This is a genomic window from Pediococcus sp. M21F004 (assembly GCF_051122535.1).
Classification (GTDB): Bacteria; Bacillota; Bacilli; order Lactobacillales; family Lactobacillaceae; genus Pediococcus; species Pediococcus inopinatus.
Map to the genome: position 1 here is coordinate 1 of NZ_CP177314.1, position 13,769 is coordinate 13,769.

13 protein-coding genes, 12 tRNA genes and 3 rRNA genes are annotated in these 13,769 nt (G+C 42.1%); 24 read left to right on the forward strand and 4 right to left on the reverse strand.

Going from position 1 to position 13,769, the window contains the following annotated elements; translation table 11 throughout:
* The first annotated feature begins 140 nt into the window (after positions 1-140).
* The 15 genes from ACLHK8_RS00005 (at position 141) to ACLHK8_RS00075 (ending at position 6,234) form a co-directional block, all read left to right on the forward strand.
* Positions 141-1,718: ribosomal RNA gene (locus tag ACLHK8_RS00005) — 16S ribosomal RNA — on the forward strand.
* A 90-nt stretch (positions 1,719-1,808) separates the two neighbouring features.
* Positions 1,809-1,883: transfer RNA gene (locus ACLHK8_RS00010), tRNA-Ile, on the forward strand.
* 13 nt (positions 1,884-1,896) lie between these two features.
* Positions 1,897-1,969: transfer RNA gene (locus tag ACLHK8_RS00015), tRNA-Ala, on the forward strand.
* Between the two features lie 174 nt (positions 1,970-2,143).
* Positions 2,144-5,066, forward strand: a 23S ribosomal RNA gene (locus ACLHK8_RS00020).
* A 92-nt stretch (positions 5,067-5,158) separates the two neighbouring features.
* A 5S ribosomal RNA gene (gene rrf / locus ACLHK8_RS00025) occupies positions 5,159-5,275 on the forward strand.
* The 16S, 23S and 5S rRNA genes sit together here with 12 tRNA genes alongside, the layout of an rRNA operon.
* Positions 5,276-5,281: 6 nt before the next feature.
* A tRNA-Asn gene (locus ACLHK8_RS00030) sits at positions 5,282-5,354 on the forward strand.
* Positions 5,355-5,369: 15 nt separating this feature from the next.
* Positions 5,370-5,459 (forward strand) — tRNA-Ser (locus ACLHK8_RS00035).
* Between the two features lie 13 nt (positions 5,460-5,472).
* Positions 5,473-5,545 (forward strand) — tRNA-Glu (locus ACLHK8_RS00040).
* A 7-nt stretch (positions 5,546-5,552) separates the two neighbouring features.
* Positions 5,553-5,625 (forward strand) — tRNA-Val (locus tag ACLHK8_RS00045).
* Between the two features lie 11 nt (positions 5,626-5,636).
* Positions 5,637-5,711: transfer RNA gene (locus tag ACLHK8_RS00050), tRNA-Asp, on the forward strand.
* Between the two features lie 27 nt (positions 5,712-5,738).
* Positions 5,739-5,811 (forward strand) — tRNA-Phe (locus tag ACLHK8_RS00055).
* A gap of 5 nt (positions 5,812-5,816) precedes the next feature.
* Positions 5,817-5,899, forward strand: a tRNA-Tyr gene (locus ACLHK8_RS00060).
* Positions 5,900-5,909: 10 nt separating this feature from the next.
* A tRNA-Trp gene (locus ACLHK8_RS00065) sits at positions 5,910-5,983 on the forward strand.
* Between the two features lie 6 nt (positions 5,984-5,989).
* Positions 5,990-6,062: transfer RNA gene (locus ACLHK8_RS00070), tRNA-His, on the forward strand.
* 86 nt (positions 6,063-6,148) lie between these two features.
* Positions 6,149-6,234 (forward strand) — tRNA-Leu (locus ACLHK8_RS00075).
* A gap of 392 nt (positions 6,235-6,626) precedes the next feature.
* On the opposite strand, the gene ACLHK8_RS00080 is transcribed toward ACLHK8_RS00075, so the two are convergent.
* From ACLHK8_RS00080 to ACLHK8_RS00095, 4 genes are all read right to left on the reverse strand, one after another.
* On the reverse strand, positions 6,627-7,835 hold the full coding sequence (locus ACLHK8_RS00080) for a site-specific integrase (protein WP_057773643.1): 1,209 nt from the start codon (positions 7,833-7,835) through the stop codon (positions 6,627-6,629).
* A 136-nt stretch (positions 7,836-7,971) separates the two neighbouring features.
* The gene (locus ACLHK8_RS00085; RefSeq protein WP_057773644.1) at positions 7,972-8,412 is read right to left on the reverse strand and encodes an ImmA/IrrE family metallo-endopeptidase; all 441 of its coding nucleotides are present in this window, start codon (positions 8,410-8,412) and stop codon (positions 7,972-7,974) included.
* A gap of 90 nt (positions 8,413-8,502) precedes the next feature.
* Positions 8,503-8,646, reverse strand: a complete 144-nt coding sequence (locus ACLHK8_RS00090; RefSeq protein ID WP_156406516.1) for a hypothetical protein — start codon at positions 8,644-8,646, stop codon at positions 8,503-8,505.
* 14 nt (positions 8,647-8,660) lie between these two features.
* Positions 8,661-9,074, reverse strand: a complete 414-nt coding sequence (locus ACLHK8_RS00095; protein WP_323707397.1) for a helix-turn-helix domain-containing protein — start codon at positions 9,072-9,074, stop codon at positions 8,661-8,663.
* Positions 9,075-9,368: 294 nt separating this feature from the next.
* Here ACLHK8_RS00095 and ACLHK8_RS00100 point away from each other — a divergent pair, with 294 nt between their 5' ends.
* Genes ACLHK8_RS00100 through ACLHK8_RS00140 form a run of 9 tightly spaced genes read left to right on the forward strand, consistent with a single transcriptional unit; the run spans position 9,369 to position 13,759 of the window.
* Positions 9,369-9,584, forward strand: coding sequence for a helix-turn-helix domain-containing protein (locus ACLHK8_RS00100; RefSeq protein WP_057773647.1), 216 nt, complete (start codon positions 9,369-9,371; stop codon positions 9,582-9,584).
* A complete protein-coding gene (locus ACLHK8_RS00105; protein ID WP_057773650.1) occupies positions 9,574-9,894 on the forward strand; it encodes a DUF771 domain-containing protein in 321 nt (106 codons plus the stop codon). Before ACLHK8_RS00100 ends, ACLHK8_RS00105 begins: the two co-directional genes overlap by 11 nt.
* 14 nt (positions 9,895-9,908) lie before the next feature.
* Positions 9,909-10,976: a DUF3102 domain-containing protein gene (locus ACLHK8_RS00110; protein ID WP_057773652.1), complete on the forward strand. Its 1,068-nt coding sequence runs from the start codon at positions 9,909-9,911 to the stop codon at positions 10,974-10,976.
* A 19-nt stretch (positions 10,977-10,995) separates the two neighbouring features.
* Positions 10,996-11,667, forward strand: a complete 672-nt coding sequence (locus ACLHK8_RS00115) for an ORF6C domain-containing protein (protein ID WP_057773654.1) — start codon at positions 10,996-10,998, stop codon at positions 11,665-11,667.
* Positions 11,668-11,677: 10 nt separating this feature from the next.
* Positions 11,678-12,592, forward strand: a complete 915-nt coding sequence (locus tag ACLHK8_RS00120; protein WP_323707396.1) for a phage replisome organizer N-terminal domain-containing protein — start codon at positions 11,678-11,680, stop codon at positions 12,590-12,592.
* Positions 12,593-12,751, forward strand: a complete 159-nt coding sequence (locus ACLHK8_RS00125) for a hypothetical protein (protein WP_323708998.1) — start codon at positions 12,593-12,595, stop codon at positions 12,749-12,751.
* An 18-nt stretch (positions 12,752-12,769) separates the two neighbouring features.
* Positions 12,770-12,949, forward strand: a complete 180-nt coding sequence (locus ACLHK8_RS00130; RefSeq protein WP_323707394.1) for a hypothetical protein — start codon at positions 12,770-12,772, stop codon at positions 12,947-12,949.
* A 4-nt stretch (positions 12,950-12,953) separates the two neighbouring features.
* Positions 12,954-13,286, forward strand: a complete 333-nt coding sequence (locus ACLHK8_RS00135) for a DUF5839 family protein (RefSeq protein WP_323707393.1) — start codon at positions 12,954-12,956, stop codon at positions 13,284-13,286.
* A gap of 20 nt (positions 13,287-13,306) precedes the next feature.
* Entirely contained in the window at positions 13,307-13,759 is a 453-nt protein-coding gene (locus ACLHK8_RS00140) for a hypothetical protein (RefSeq protein ID WP_057773660.1), read from the forward strand.
* Positions 13,760-13,769: the final 10 nt, after the last annotated feature.

Consider the following 13,769-nt stretch of genomic DNA (forward strand, 5'->3'; position numbering starts at 1 on the left):
AGTAGACCTTTGAAAACTGAACAAAGTTTCGACAAAGTAAAATGTGTAGGGTCTTCAAATGAAAATTTTGAAGCAAACATTTGCGAAGTCAATTCGTTTTAAACAATGAAACAACAAATGAGCTTGTAAAAACTCAAGTATAATATGAGAGTTTGATCTTGGCTCAGGATGAACGCTGGCGGCGTGCCTAATACATGCAAGTCGGACGCACTTTCGTTGAATGATTTAGAGATGCTTGCATCGAAGATGATTTTAACTATAAAGTGAGTGGCGAACGGGTGAGTAACACGTGGGTAACCTGCCCAGAAGTGGGGGATAACACCTGGAAACAGATGCTAATACCGCATAATAAAGTAAACCGCATGGTTTTCTTTTAAAAGATGGCTTCGGCTATCACTTCTGGATGGACCCGCGGCGTATTAGCTAGTTGGTGAGATAAAGGCCCACCAAGGCTGTGATACGTAGCCGACCTGAGAGGGTAATCGGCCACATTGGGACTGAGACACGGCCCAGACTCCTACGGGAGGCAGCAGTAGGGAATCTTCCACAATGGACGAAAGTCTGATGGAGCAACGCCGCGTGAGTGATGAAGGCTTTAGGGTCGTAAAACTCTGTTGTTGGAGAAGAACGTGTGTGAGAGTAACTGCTCATGCAGTGACGGTATCCAACCAGAAAGCCACGGCTAACTACGTGCCAGCAGCCGCGGTAATACGTAGGTGGCAAGCGTTATCCGGATTTATTGGGCGTAAAGCGAGCGCAGGCGGTTTCTTAAGTCTAATGTGAAAGCCTTCGGCTTAACCGAAGAAGTGCATTGGAAACTGGGAAACTTGAGTGCAGAAGAGGACAGTGGAACTCCATGTGTAGCGGTGAAATGCGTAGATATATGGAAGAACACCAGTGGCGAAGGCGGCTGTCTGGTCTGTAACTGACGCTGAGGCTCGAAAGCATGGGTAGCGAACAGGATTAGATACCCTGGTAGTCCATGCCGTAAACGATGAATGCTAAGTGTTGGAGGGTTTCCGCCCTTCAGTGCTGCAGCTAACGCATTAAGCATTCCGCCTGGGGAGTACGACCGCAAGGTTGAAACTCAAAAGAATTGACGGGGGCCCGCACAAGCGGTGGAGCATGTGGTTTAATTCGAAGCTACGCGAAGAACCTTACCAGGTCTTGACATCTTCTGCTAACCTAAGAGATTAGGCGTTCCCTTCGGGGACAGAATGACAGGTGGTGCATGGTTGTCGTCAGCTCGTGTCGTGAGATGTTGGGTTAAGTCCCGCAACGAGCGCAACCCCTATTATTAGTTGCCAGCATTAAGTTGGGCACTCTAGTGAGACTGCCGGTGATAAACCGGAGGAAGGTGGGGACGACGTCAAATCATCATGCCCCTTATGACCTGGGCTACACACGTGCTACAATGGACGGTACAACGAGTTGCGAGACCGCGAGGTTAAGCTAATCTCTTAAAACCGTTCTCAGTTCGGACTGCAGGCTGCAACTCGCCTGCACGAAGTTGGAATCGCTAGTAATCGCGGATCAGCATGCCGCGGTGAATACGTTCCCGGGCCTTGTACACACCGCCCGTCACACCATGAGAGTTTGTAACACCCAAAGCCGGTGGAGTAACCTTCGGGAGCTAGCCGTCTAAGGTGGGACAGATGATTGGGGTGAAGTCGTAACAAGGTAGCCGTAGGAGAACCTGCGGCTGGATCACCTCCTTTCTAAGGATATTTAGAAACGGAAACCTACACATATGTCGAAACTTTGTTTAGTTTTGAGAGGTCTACTCTCAAATGTATACCGCGCGAAACGGGCCTATAGCTCAGCTGGTTTAGAGCGCACGCCTGATAAGCGTGAGGTCGATGGTTCAAGTCCATTTAGGCCCATTGATACATTTTTGGGGAATTAGCTCAGCTGGGAGAGCGCCTGCCTTGCACGCAGGAGGTCAGCGGTTCGATCCCGCTATTCTCCATTGACGGCTTAGCCGTCGAATTTGTTCTTTGAAAACTAAATAATATCGAAAAATTTTCTAATTTTAATTATCAGATAATTAAACCGAGAACATTGCGTTTTATAGAGTTTTACAACAAGATTAGTTCTTAAAATAATCGCTAAACTCAAAACCACTTTATCTTCGATAAAGTTAGGTTAAGTTATAAAGGGCGCATGGTGAATGCCTTGGCACTAGGAGCCGATGAAGGACGGGACTAACACCGATATGCTTCGGGGAGCTGTAAGTAAGCTTTGATCCGGAGATTTCCGAATGGGGAAACCCAACAACATTAATCCGTTGTTACCACTACGTGAATTCATAGCGTGGCTGGAGGTAGACGTGGGGAACTGAAACATCTCAGTACCCACAGGAAGAGAAAGAAAAATCGATTCCCTGAGTAGCGGCGAGCGAAAGGGGAACAGCCCAAACCAGGAAGCTTGCTTCCTGGGGTTGTAGGACTGAACATTTGAGTTACCAAAGATTTTCATAGCCGAACAGTCTGGGAAGACTGGCCAGAGCGGGTGATAGCCCCGTAGGCAAAATGAAGATCCCTCAGTTCAGGATCCTGAGTACGGCGGAACACGTGTAACTCCGTCGGAATCCGGGAGGACCATCTCCCAAGGCTAAATACTCCCTAGTGACCGATAGTGAACCAGTACCGTGAGGGAAAGGTGAAAAGCACCCCGGAAGGGGAGTGAAACAGTTCTTGAAACCATGTGCCTACAAGAAGTCAGAGCCCGTTAATGGGTGATGGCGTGCCTTTTGTAGAATGAACCGGCGAGTTACGTTTGCATGCCAGGTTAAGTTGAAGAAACGGAGCCGTAGCGAAAGCGAGTCTGAATAGGGCGACTGAGTATGCAGATGTAGACCCGAAACCAAGTGACCTACCCATGTCCAGGTTGAAGGTGCGGTAAAACGCACTGGAGGACCGAACTCGTGTACGTTGAAAAGTGCTGAGATGAGGTGTGGGTAGCGGTGAAATTCCAAACGAACTTGGAGATAGCTGGTTCTCTCCGAAATAGCTTTAGGGCTAGCCTCGGACTTAGGATCATGGAGGTAGAGCCACTGTTTGGACTAGGGGCCCATCTAGGGTTACTGAATTCAGATAAACTCCGAATGCCATTGATTTATGTCCGGGAGTCAGACGGTGAGTGATAAGATCCATCGTCGAAAGGGGAACAGCCCAGACCACCAGTTAAGGTCCCTAAATATATGTTAAGTGGAAAAGGATGTGGAGTTGCATAGACAACTAGGATGTTGGCTCAGAAGCAGCCATCATTTAAAGAGTGCGTAATAGCTCACTAGTCGAGTGATTCTGCGCCGAAAATGTACCGGGGCTTAAACATATTACCGAGACTGTGGATGCCACCGTAAGGTGGCGTGATAGGAGAGCGTTCTAAGGGCGATGAAGGCAGACCGTGAGGACTGTTGGAGCGCTTAGAAGTGAGAATGCCGGTATGAGTAGCGAAAGACAGGTGAGAATCCTGTCCACCGAATGACTAAGGTTTCCTGGGGAAGGCTCGTCCTCCCAGGGTTAGTCGGGACCTAAGTCGAGGCCGAGAGGCGTAGACGATGGATAACAGGTTGAGATTCCTGTACTAGTTAAACTTGTTTGAACAATGGAGGGACGCAGTAGGCTAAGGAAAGCACACAGTTGGATAAGTGTGCCCAAGCAACAAGTCTTAGATAGAGTCAAATGCTTTATCTTTTAAGGACAAGTTGTGATGGGGAGCGAAATTTAAGTAGCGAAGTTCCTGATGTCACACTGCCGAGAAAAGCTTCTAGTTAGAGTTTAACTACCCGTACCGCAAACCGACACAGGTAGTCGAGGAGAGTATCCTAAGGTGTGCGAGAGAACTCTCGTTAAGGAACTCGGCAAAATGACCCCGTAACTTCGGAAGAAGGGGTGCTGATCGCAAGATCAGCCGCAGTGAATAGGCCCAGGCGACTGTTTATCAAAAACACAGGTTTCTGCAAAATCGTAAGATGACGTATAGGGGCTGACACCTGCCCGGTGCTGGAAGGTTAAGTGAATGAGTTAGCTTCGGCGAAGCTTTGAAATGAAGCCCCAGTAAACGGCGGCCGTAACTATAACGGTCCTAAGGTAGCGAAATTCCTTGTCGGGTAAGTTCCGACCCGCACGAAAGGTGTAACGATCTGGGCACTGTCTCAACGAGAGACTCGGTGAAATTATAATACCCGTGAAGATGCGGGTTACCCGCGACAGGACGGAAAGACCCCATGGAGCTTTACTGTAGCTTGATATTGAGTGTTTGTACAACTTGTACAGGATAGGTAGGAGCCGTAGATACCGGAACGCTAGTTTCGGTGGAGGCGTTGGTGGGATACTACCCTCGTTGTGTGAACCCTCTAACCCGCGCCACTAAGCGTGGCGGGAGACAGTGTCAGGTGGGCAGTTTGACTGGGGCGGTCGCCTCCTAAAGAGTAACGGAGGCGCCCAAAGGTTCCCTCAGAATGGTTGGAAATCATTCGCAGAGTGTAAAGGCACAAGGGAGCTTGACTGCGAGACAGACAGGTCGAGCAGGGACGAAAGTCGGGCTTAGTGATCCGGTGGTACCGTATGGAAGGGCCATCGCTCAACGGATAAAAGCTACCCTGGGGATAACAGGCTTATCTCCCCCAAGAGTTCACATCGACGGGGAGGTTTGGCACCTCGATGTCGGCTCATCGCATCCTGGGGCTGTAGTCGGTCCCAAGGGTTGGGCTGTTCGCCCATTAAAGCGGTACGCGAGCTGGGTTCAGAACGTCGTGAGACAGTTCGGTCCCTATCCGTCGCGGGCGTAGGAAATTTGAGAGGATCTGTCCTTAGTACGAGAGGACCGGGATGGACATACCGCTGGTGTACCAGTTGTTCCGCCAGGAGCATCGCTGGGTAGCTACGTATGGATGAGATAAACGCTGAAAGCATCTAAGTGTGAAACTCGCCTCGAGATGAGATTTCCCATTCCATTTATGGAAGTAAGACCCCTGAGAGATGATCAGGTAGATAGGTTGGGAGTGGAAGTGTAGTGATACATGGAGCGGACCAATACTAATCGGTCGAGGACTTAACCACAAAGTGGTGTTCTCAAAGAGAAGATTTCGATATTATTTAGTTTTGAGAGAATAAATTTCTTTCACACGAGCCGCGGAAGTGGATCGGAGAAGTGTGGTGACGATAGTGAGAAGGATACACCTGTTCCCATGTCGAACACAGAAGTTAAGCTTCTTAACGCCGAGAGTAGTTGGGGGATCGCTCCCTGCGAGGGTAGGACGTTGCCATGCGAATATTCCGGCATAGCTCAGTTGGTAGAGCCCCTGACTGTTAATCAGGTTGTCGACGGTTCGAGTCCGCCTGCCGGAGTTTAGTTTTGGATATGGAGAGTTGTCCGAGCTGGCCGAAGGAGCATGACTGGAAATCATGTAGACGGATTTATCCGTCTCAAGGGTTCGAATCCCTTACTCTCCGTTGTAATTAGTATGACCCGTTGGTCAAGTGGTTTAAGACACTGCCCTTTCACGGCAGTAACATGGGTTCGAATCCCGTACGGGTCATTTTTATGGAGAGTTAGCTCAGTTGGGAGAGCGTCTGCCTTACAAGCAGAGGGTCACAGGTTCGAGCCCTGTACTCTCCATTTAAATTATTGGTTCCATGGTCTAGTTGGTTTAGGACGCCTGCCTGTCACGCAGGAGATCACGAGTTCGAGTCTCGTTGGAACCGTTAAATGAATATTATATGTCATTTTTTGGCGCGATAGCTCAGTTGGTAGAGCAACGGATTGAAGCTCCGTGTGTCGGCAGTTCGAATCTGTCTCGCGCCATATATGGAAGGGTAGCGAAGTCTGGCTAAACGCGGCGGACTGTAAATCCGCTCCTTCGGGTTCGGTGGTTCGAATCCACTCCCTTCCATTTTTATAATAGGGATATAGTTTAATGGTAGAACTGCGGTCTCCAAAACCGTCGATGTGGGTTCAACTCCTACTATCCCTGCCATTGTTGGCGGTAGTGGCGAAGTGGTTAACGCACCGGTTTGTGGATCCGGCACGCGTGGGTTCGATTCCCACCTACCGCCCTTAGGATGATTGAGCGATTTTTAATCGTCCGTAGGTTAGAAGCTCATTAAGTTGAACTTAGGAAACCGATTAAATATAAAAAGATGCCGCTGTGGCGGAATTGGCAGACGCGCTGGACTCAAAATCCAGTTCCCTTTACCGGGAGTGTGGGTTCGACCCCCACCGGCGGCATTATTGCTCCCTTGAGGGGCTTTTTTTTTACCCTAAAATCCTATTAAACCGGCATTTGATAGAAACGGCGGGCTCCTAAATTACCCTAAAAAGCCCTAAAAAATCCATTAAGTGTGAACGTTTTGTGTACGCCATGTCTCTTGATTTTTCTCTTATTTCAAGAATGCCTTTATACCGGCGTTTATGAGCCTCTCTAAAATAGGAAATGTACACATAGTATTTATTTTTGTACGTAATTCATTGATCCAATCCCTTGGCGTTGTAGGGGATATATCGGGTCATTCAAAAAACTAAGTCGTACACATTTAAACTACAAGCAAATCAAATCATCAAGTAGAAAAGTTCTCTGTAATCGTGACCTAATTAACGCTTGTCATTTTCTTTAATGTACCTTAGTTTTGTGGATCTTTTACAAAGACATGATCGAGAATTGCAATTGTTTTATTACTTTCTTTATCCGACAAAGAACGCAAGAGGTGCGAGTATGTGTCTAGGGTGACGGATATTGATGCGTGGCCCAATCGTTTGGAGATGTAGTAGATAGATACACCCTCAGAAATAAGGAAACTGGCATGAGTGTGACGTAAAGCATGAAAAGTCACTTTCTTGATACCCAAACCGCCTTGGCTTTTAGGACCAGCTAATTTTTTTAATAAGTTACCAACACCGTTAGATCCAACAATATTTTGTCTATCATTTAAAAAAACTAAATTAGTTGGATTTTCTTCATTATTCTTGAAATGTGTCGATCGATTTTGCTTCAGATCGTAACAATTAGATAACCCGGTTTCTTCAAAATAAGAGCTCTGAATTAATTTCCAACTTTTAAGTTGCTTTACCAATTCCTGATTGATATCGATTGTGCGTTGAGAGCTTTCATTTTTTGTTGGCATGAATCCGCCATGATTTGCATAATCCCAGGCGCGTGAAACAGTTAATCGTTTTTCATTTAGGTCTATTTTATCCCAAGTGAGGGCACCAACTTCTTCAATTCGTAGACCAGTATAAAGAGCAGTAGTGATCATGATCTTTGATGCTGCTGAAATACGCAAGTCCTTACGACAATATGCTAAAAGTTTAAGCATGTCATCTTTTTCGAGATATTTTTCTTCTTCTGTTTTACCAGGCTGACCGTATACCGTGGCCGCCTCTGTAAAGTCCCGATGAAGCTTTCCGGTACGGACAGCTGCACGAATACTTGCTCGTGTCTGCGAATGAACCTTAGACACAGTTGCCTTGGCATGTTTTTCACCGAAATCTTTTAAAAATTTTTGGTATTTATCAAAAGTAATATCTTTTAGTGGTGTGTCCTGCCAGTAGCCTACCAGAACTCGATAGGTTTCTTTATAGCGCTTTTTGGTTGCTGACCGTAGACTAGCTTCTTTATACAAATGAAACCAATTAATAAAGTAGTCTGGTAAAGACTGCATGCTTTGAATGACGGCATCACCATTAAAATCACTTATCTCTTGAGAATTTGCCCAAATTTTAGCTTCCTTTTTTGTTCGAAAGCCTTGTTTACTAATTGGTTTTAAAACACCTCCTTGATTAACTCTCAGACGAGCTTGCCATCCAGTATTTCTTCTTGTAATGCTTGCCATAAAAAGAACCTCCGTTCGCTTTCTAATCGGAGTTCCTCATGCTAGAATGAACTTATAAGGGCACATCTGATTAGGGTGCTCCAATATTTATGATAAAACACACTAAACTTCTTGGCGGGAGAGAGTGTGTTTTTTGTTATACTAAATAATCTTCTAAAGAATAGGGAAGACCTAAATGATCTAGTTTTTCAAAAGGAGTTAGTTGATAGTAACTATCTTCTTCTCGTAACTGTGAATCCAATATTTCCATTGCAAAAGTGCTTGCTTCTTTTTCAGCCCAGTTTATCATTCCACTACTAGGCGTGTTGCGATAAAAAGTAGTGGAGAAGCCATGGTGTAAATAACAATGTCCTAACTCATGCGCAAGAACAAAATTTTTCCACGCAAAATTAATGGTTTGATTCAATGTAATTATATCAGTTCTTTTATAGTGATTTCGAATAGCGTAGGTGATATTCCCCATATCTGCTTCAAGAACAGTGATATTAGCTTTTTTAGCAATCAAAAAAGGATCATGTGTATCGTATTTTTTCATAATACGATCAGCTTCTGAAATTTCGTTTTTTTCAAATGCCATTGTTTATCAACTCACCCTCGAGTTTCATTTGTGCTACCTGTTTTATGTGCATATTGTTCGGAATGAGAAAAAGATAAGATAAAAGTTGAATTAGTTTTTTTTAAGTTTGTCTTTTTCAATCTCTAATAAAGTTATGTCCTCTGGATTCATATCATTGAAATCTGTACATTTACTAAGAATATTCAACACTTCTTGTGCTCTTTTTTTTAATTTTTGTTTATTGTCTTTTTCCATATAGTAACCATCCTTTACTTTCGGTATTTTTTTGGTGTGAATTTTTTCCGAGATTCGATCTGAGCAGCCTGTAAAGCAGCCTGCATAGCAATTCTAAGTTTTTGTTTATCTTCCTCTGTCATTGGTTCTCCATAGAAATTAGTTTCGGACTCGGAATCTAACCCTTCTAGCATACGATCGACTTGAACACCGATATCCACAATATCTTGCTTATTTAAATCGTAGTAATTAGTTTTGTTGGATCTACCAAGGAGGTAATCGGTAGATACATTCAAATAGTCCGCTACTTTTTGTAAACGGTCAGAGGTTGGTTGTTTTTTATCCCAACGATAAATTGTGTTTTCTCCCATACCAAGCTTGATAGAAAGTTGTTTTAGGTTGAGGTTCCTTTTGTTGGCTAATTCTTTAATTCTTGAAACAGTACTCATCGCTGTCACCTTTCTATATAAAAGAAGTATCGTTAATGATAAAAAAATCTTGACAAGTACCACGTGTGGTTCTAAACTGAATTTAGCATAAGAAATAAATCAACAGTTTATATTTCCAGTTTGGTGATATGTCAGGGGTTATTCCTACATTTCAATGAAATATTAAGGAAAAAAATAGAAATTAAATATCACGGCTAGATAGGATATTAACTTTTATTTCTGTATGCTTATATAGTATCACAAGTGATACCAAACGTAAACAAAAATATCAAATAAAGGAGAAAAAAGTGAAAATTGAAAGAATCTTTAGTCAAAAATATTAGAAAAGCCGCTGCATTAAAAAATTTAACACTTGAACAAGTTGGTGAAAAATCGGGAGTGGGTAAAAAGTCTATATATAGATGGGATAGGGTGCAGCCCAAGATTAGTAGTGTTGAAAAAGTTGGTGAATTTTTGAACATGGATTATCGCTTGTTACTACCAAAGGAGGTCAAAAGTTTTGCAAAGTAAAACAATAGCTGTCGAATTTCCAGTTCCTGATTTTTCTGAGTCACTTTATAAAAAGGCAATGGAGTCGGTTGAAGGTCGTTGTTGGAAAATGGCCGACTTAAGAGATTGGACTGGTGGAAAAAAAGAAGAATGGATAAAGAAATACATTATAGAAAATCCAAGATATAGTCGGGAAATAAACAAAATGGAAAAGAATGGACAAATTATTGTTAGTAAGGGAAGTGGTAGTCCTTGGAGATTTAAAGCAACAACAATGGCTTGCTTCCTTGAACGCCATTTTGAAGAGTTACCTTGGGATAAGTCTAAGTAATGGGAGATGGAAAAATGAACGGAGCAGCAACACAAAATGATAGTAATAAAGTCCCAAGTTTAAGTACTGATATTAATGTAATTTCGTCGGAAATTAAGGGATACCAGCAAATGGCAGGACAGTCAATTTTTGAAATTGGGCGTCGGCTTAGTTGGGTAAAAGAAAATGATTTAGTACATGGTGAATGGCTTAACTGGCTTGATTCAATAAATATTGAAAAAACGTTTGCTAAACGTGCCATGAAAATTGCAAAGGAGCTAAATGGTGCCCCGGGGCACCATTTGAATCAGTTAGGTGTGAAAGCTTTGTATGAGATTGCTTCTTTGCCTGAGGAGGAACGTGATAAGGATCAAGTTACGTCCGCTGGTGAAATTAAGAAGCCTGATGAGATGACTGTTCGTGAATTGCGTGATCTTAAGAAAAAGTTGCATGAAGCACAGGGAGATTTACATCAAGTTTCAGCTGAAAATGAACAATTACAAAATCAAATTGAGACTCATGAAGAAACAATCGCGAAACAAAGTCAAAAATTTAATGAACTTTTGAGTAAAAAACAAGAAGTCAAAGAAGTTCCAGGTGATCCAGTTGAAGTTGAACCAGCTGATTATCAAAAAATTAAACAGGATAATCAAAAAATGATTAGTGAAAAGAAACAAATGGCTCGTCAAGTACAGGCCGCTAAGAATTCTGAACAGTTTCAAATGGCAAAGGTTCAGGCCCTTCAAAAGCAATTAGATGACACCAAGGAAGGTACCGAAGAATTTAAAACCATGAAAAAACAGTTGCAAAATCTGCAATCCAAATACTCCGATGCTAGTAACAAATTAACTGGTGTTCAAGATTATCAAAAAGTTTTTGAAGCCGCTACGAAACTTATTTCAACGGTGGCACCAATCATGTATTCCGGAACGCTTAAGTATGTAGATGCTGACTCACTAGCGGCACAGAAGGCCGATGATATTGCTAATTCCATGATTGATTTCGGGAATGCCCTGCATGAAAGGATTCCACACCATGGTGAAAAACAACGTATAAATATCGGTAAAGACAATGTTATCGAAGGTGATATAGATGAACAGTGATTTGAGAGGAGCAAGCAGCATGAATAGTGATAAAGAGGTTTCAGTTAGCAAGAATACGGAACCAGTTAATGAAAAGCTTCCAAAGGTTTTTAAAGAAATTGGTCATAGGTTACGTAACACGGATGAAAAACTGATTGATCATGACTCACGTTTAAAAAAACTAGAAGGTCAGGAAAGTATTAACGCCATTGAGGGTGGTCGCTTGGACAAAACAATTGTTAAGCGGGCTACAAATATTGTTGGTGGCTATCAGTCAAATGCTTATCAAGATGGACACACCTATGCCATGATTTCTCGAGAATTACGTAAAGCCGTTACACGCAGATTCGGGGTTAAAAGTGCCAAAGAAGTATTACGCAAGGACTTAGATAGTGCTAGTGAATTGGTGGAGAGTTGGCAACCATCTTCTGATATTTCTGATGACATCGCGCTTGTAAATGCTGGGCCACGCGTTGAAAAAAAGAAGTCTCCTAAGTTAACTACAAAGCAGCGTAAAACTTTGGAGGTGTTCTTAAATGCATTAAATAAACACACTGCCAGTAGTATGAATCGATTAGATCAGGTCTTGAGTAGTTTAGATAATTTGAGTGGTGTAGAAGACGATAAATTCGATGCGGCAATGGATAAATTTGACAGTTTTGTGGATAGCATTGCACGCTCTGAGAGGCCAAATAAGCACGTTAAAAAGTAGGTGGTGAATTATGGCTGACAAGCGATACTACTGGATCAAGGTTAGTTCTGATTGGTTTCAGAGCCCAGAAGTAAAGGTACTAAGAAAACTTCCGGGTGGTGATACCTATGCATTGATTTACCTTGAAATGATGGTGCTCTCAGCTCCAGATGGCGGTTATATTTATTTCGAACATATCGCTAGTGATTTTGCTGAAGAATTGGCAATTCGATTAGATGAAAAAAAAGAAGCCGTATCAATTTTGCTTAGCTGGCTGGAAGCAAAAAAATTAGTTTCGGAAGGTAAATCAACAGATATTATTCATTTTGATCGAATTGATGAAATGACTGGTTCCGAAACAGATGCAGCACGAAGAATGCGATTAAAACGTATGAGGCATCCAAAACTAGTAAACAATAATACAAATTTGAAACTAAATAATACCAACAGCCTCCCACGTAACAATGTTCAAAAATGTTCGACATCTAGAGTCAGAGATAGAGACAGAGTTAGAGATAAAGATAAACTTAAAAAGCTACAAAATAACTTCGAGCAATTATGGAATCTGTTCCCGGTAACAAGAAGAGTAGGTAAAGAAGACGGTCTTAAAGCATATATCAAAGCGGTAAACGAAGGCATTAAAGAAAACGAGATTAGTCGAGGTACGAAAAATTATTTGAAATTCGTTAAAATTCAAAATTATTCTGAAACATATATTAAGCTAGTCTCCAACTTCTTCATTTACAGAACTTGGAAGCAATATATGTCATTACCTGAAGCAGCTTTAAAAAAACAAGGGGACAAAGTTAAAGAGCACCTTCCTGATTGGGCTCAAGGGGATAGTCAAACAAAACTTACAGAATCTCCAATTAATCCAGAAGCAAAGAAAAAATTAGATCAGCGGTTAGCTCAAATACGTAATTTTAATAACAATGAGGTGAATTAGATGTTACAAAAACGATCAAAAATAGCGGTTCAAAATTTCCGACTGAAAACTAAACGTGAACAAAAGATCGGGATGGCATTGTTGTATTTGATATCGATTTTAGTAGCTTCTGGAATTTTAATCGTTTTACTGAGCACATTGGGAGAATTACAATTTTAAAAATAAGGAGTGGTGAAGATGATTCAAGTAGGAGATCAAGTGAAATGGATAGATCATTTAGTTAAGAATAAAAGAGTATTTTTGAAAGGCAAGGTAGTTCGAATTATTGATCATGGGGCATATTTAACAGGCCAGATTAATCGACATAATCAAGAGGTTCCGTTAGATCAGCTAATTTTAACTTCGAGAGGAGATTAATATCATGAAAAGAAATGAAGAAGATCCTTTATATTTCAATACCGTTGAAGTTCACTTTTTTCAACCAGTTACAGAAATTTTGATTGCACATCCAACTAATGGAAGATTACTTAAGAAAAAAGGGTATGTGTTCCATCTTCCGAAGAGTTTACGTTCTTCAGGAATTGAGAGTGGATCAGTAGTCGTAGTTGCTTCCCAAGGCAGACTTAATCATTCAAACGTCAATTATGATCAGGCAGTAGTAACGAAGGTTTGGCGTGAAGAATTTGAATTGACTGATCGAAAATACAAGCCAGTGGTCGCCAATCTTTATTGTGATTACCGAGGTAAGTTCTAATGACGGGGAGGAGTGGCCTATTGAATTCAGATAAATTATTTTATTTTGAAGAAATGAAAGCGATACTCAAGGAACTAAAAACTGCCAATAAACAAGGCTATCAAACATATGAAGACCAGAAGGTAAACGAGAGCGTTATTAAAATTTTTTTAGACAGCATGGAAAAAAGGTTTGTGCGGGGGACCGGGCGTAAACCAGAGTTGCTCTGGCATTTGATGCGCGTCCATATGCAGGCCGATGCTACTCTTTTTACCGTTTGTGATTTGATGATTGATAATCCTAAGCAAAATGGTGTGGAACTTTGGGGACTTACTTGCGTTGATTTGGCAAAAGAGCTTTGTAATGATTCTGAGAATCGTTATCAACAAATTCTTAAGGCTGCATTTGTAAACGGTAATCTTGGGGTTGAACAAATTGCGGTTCAGGTGTGGTTACAAAATAAGCATTATCTGGTTAGAAAATTAAAAAGATAAGAAGGTAATC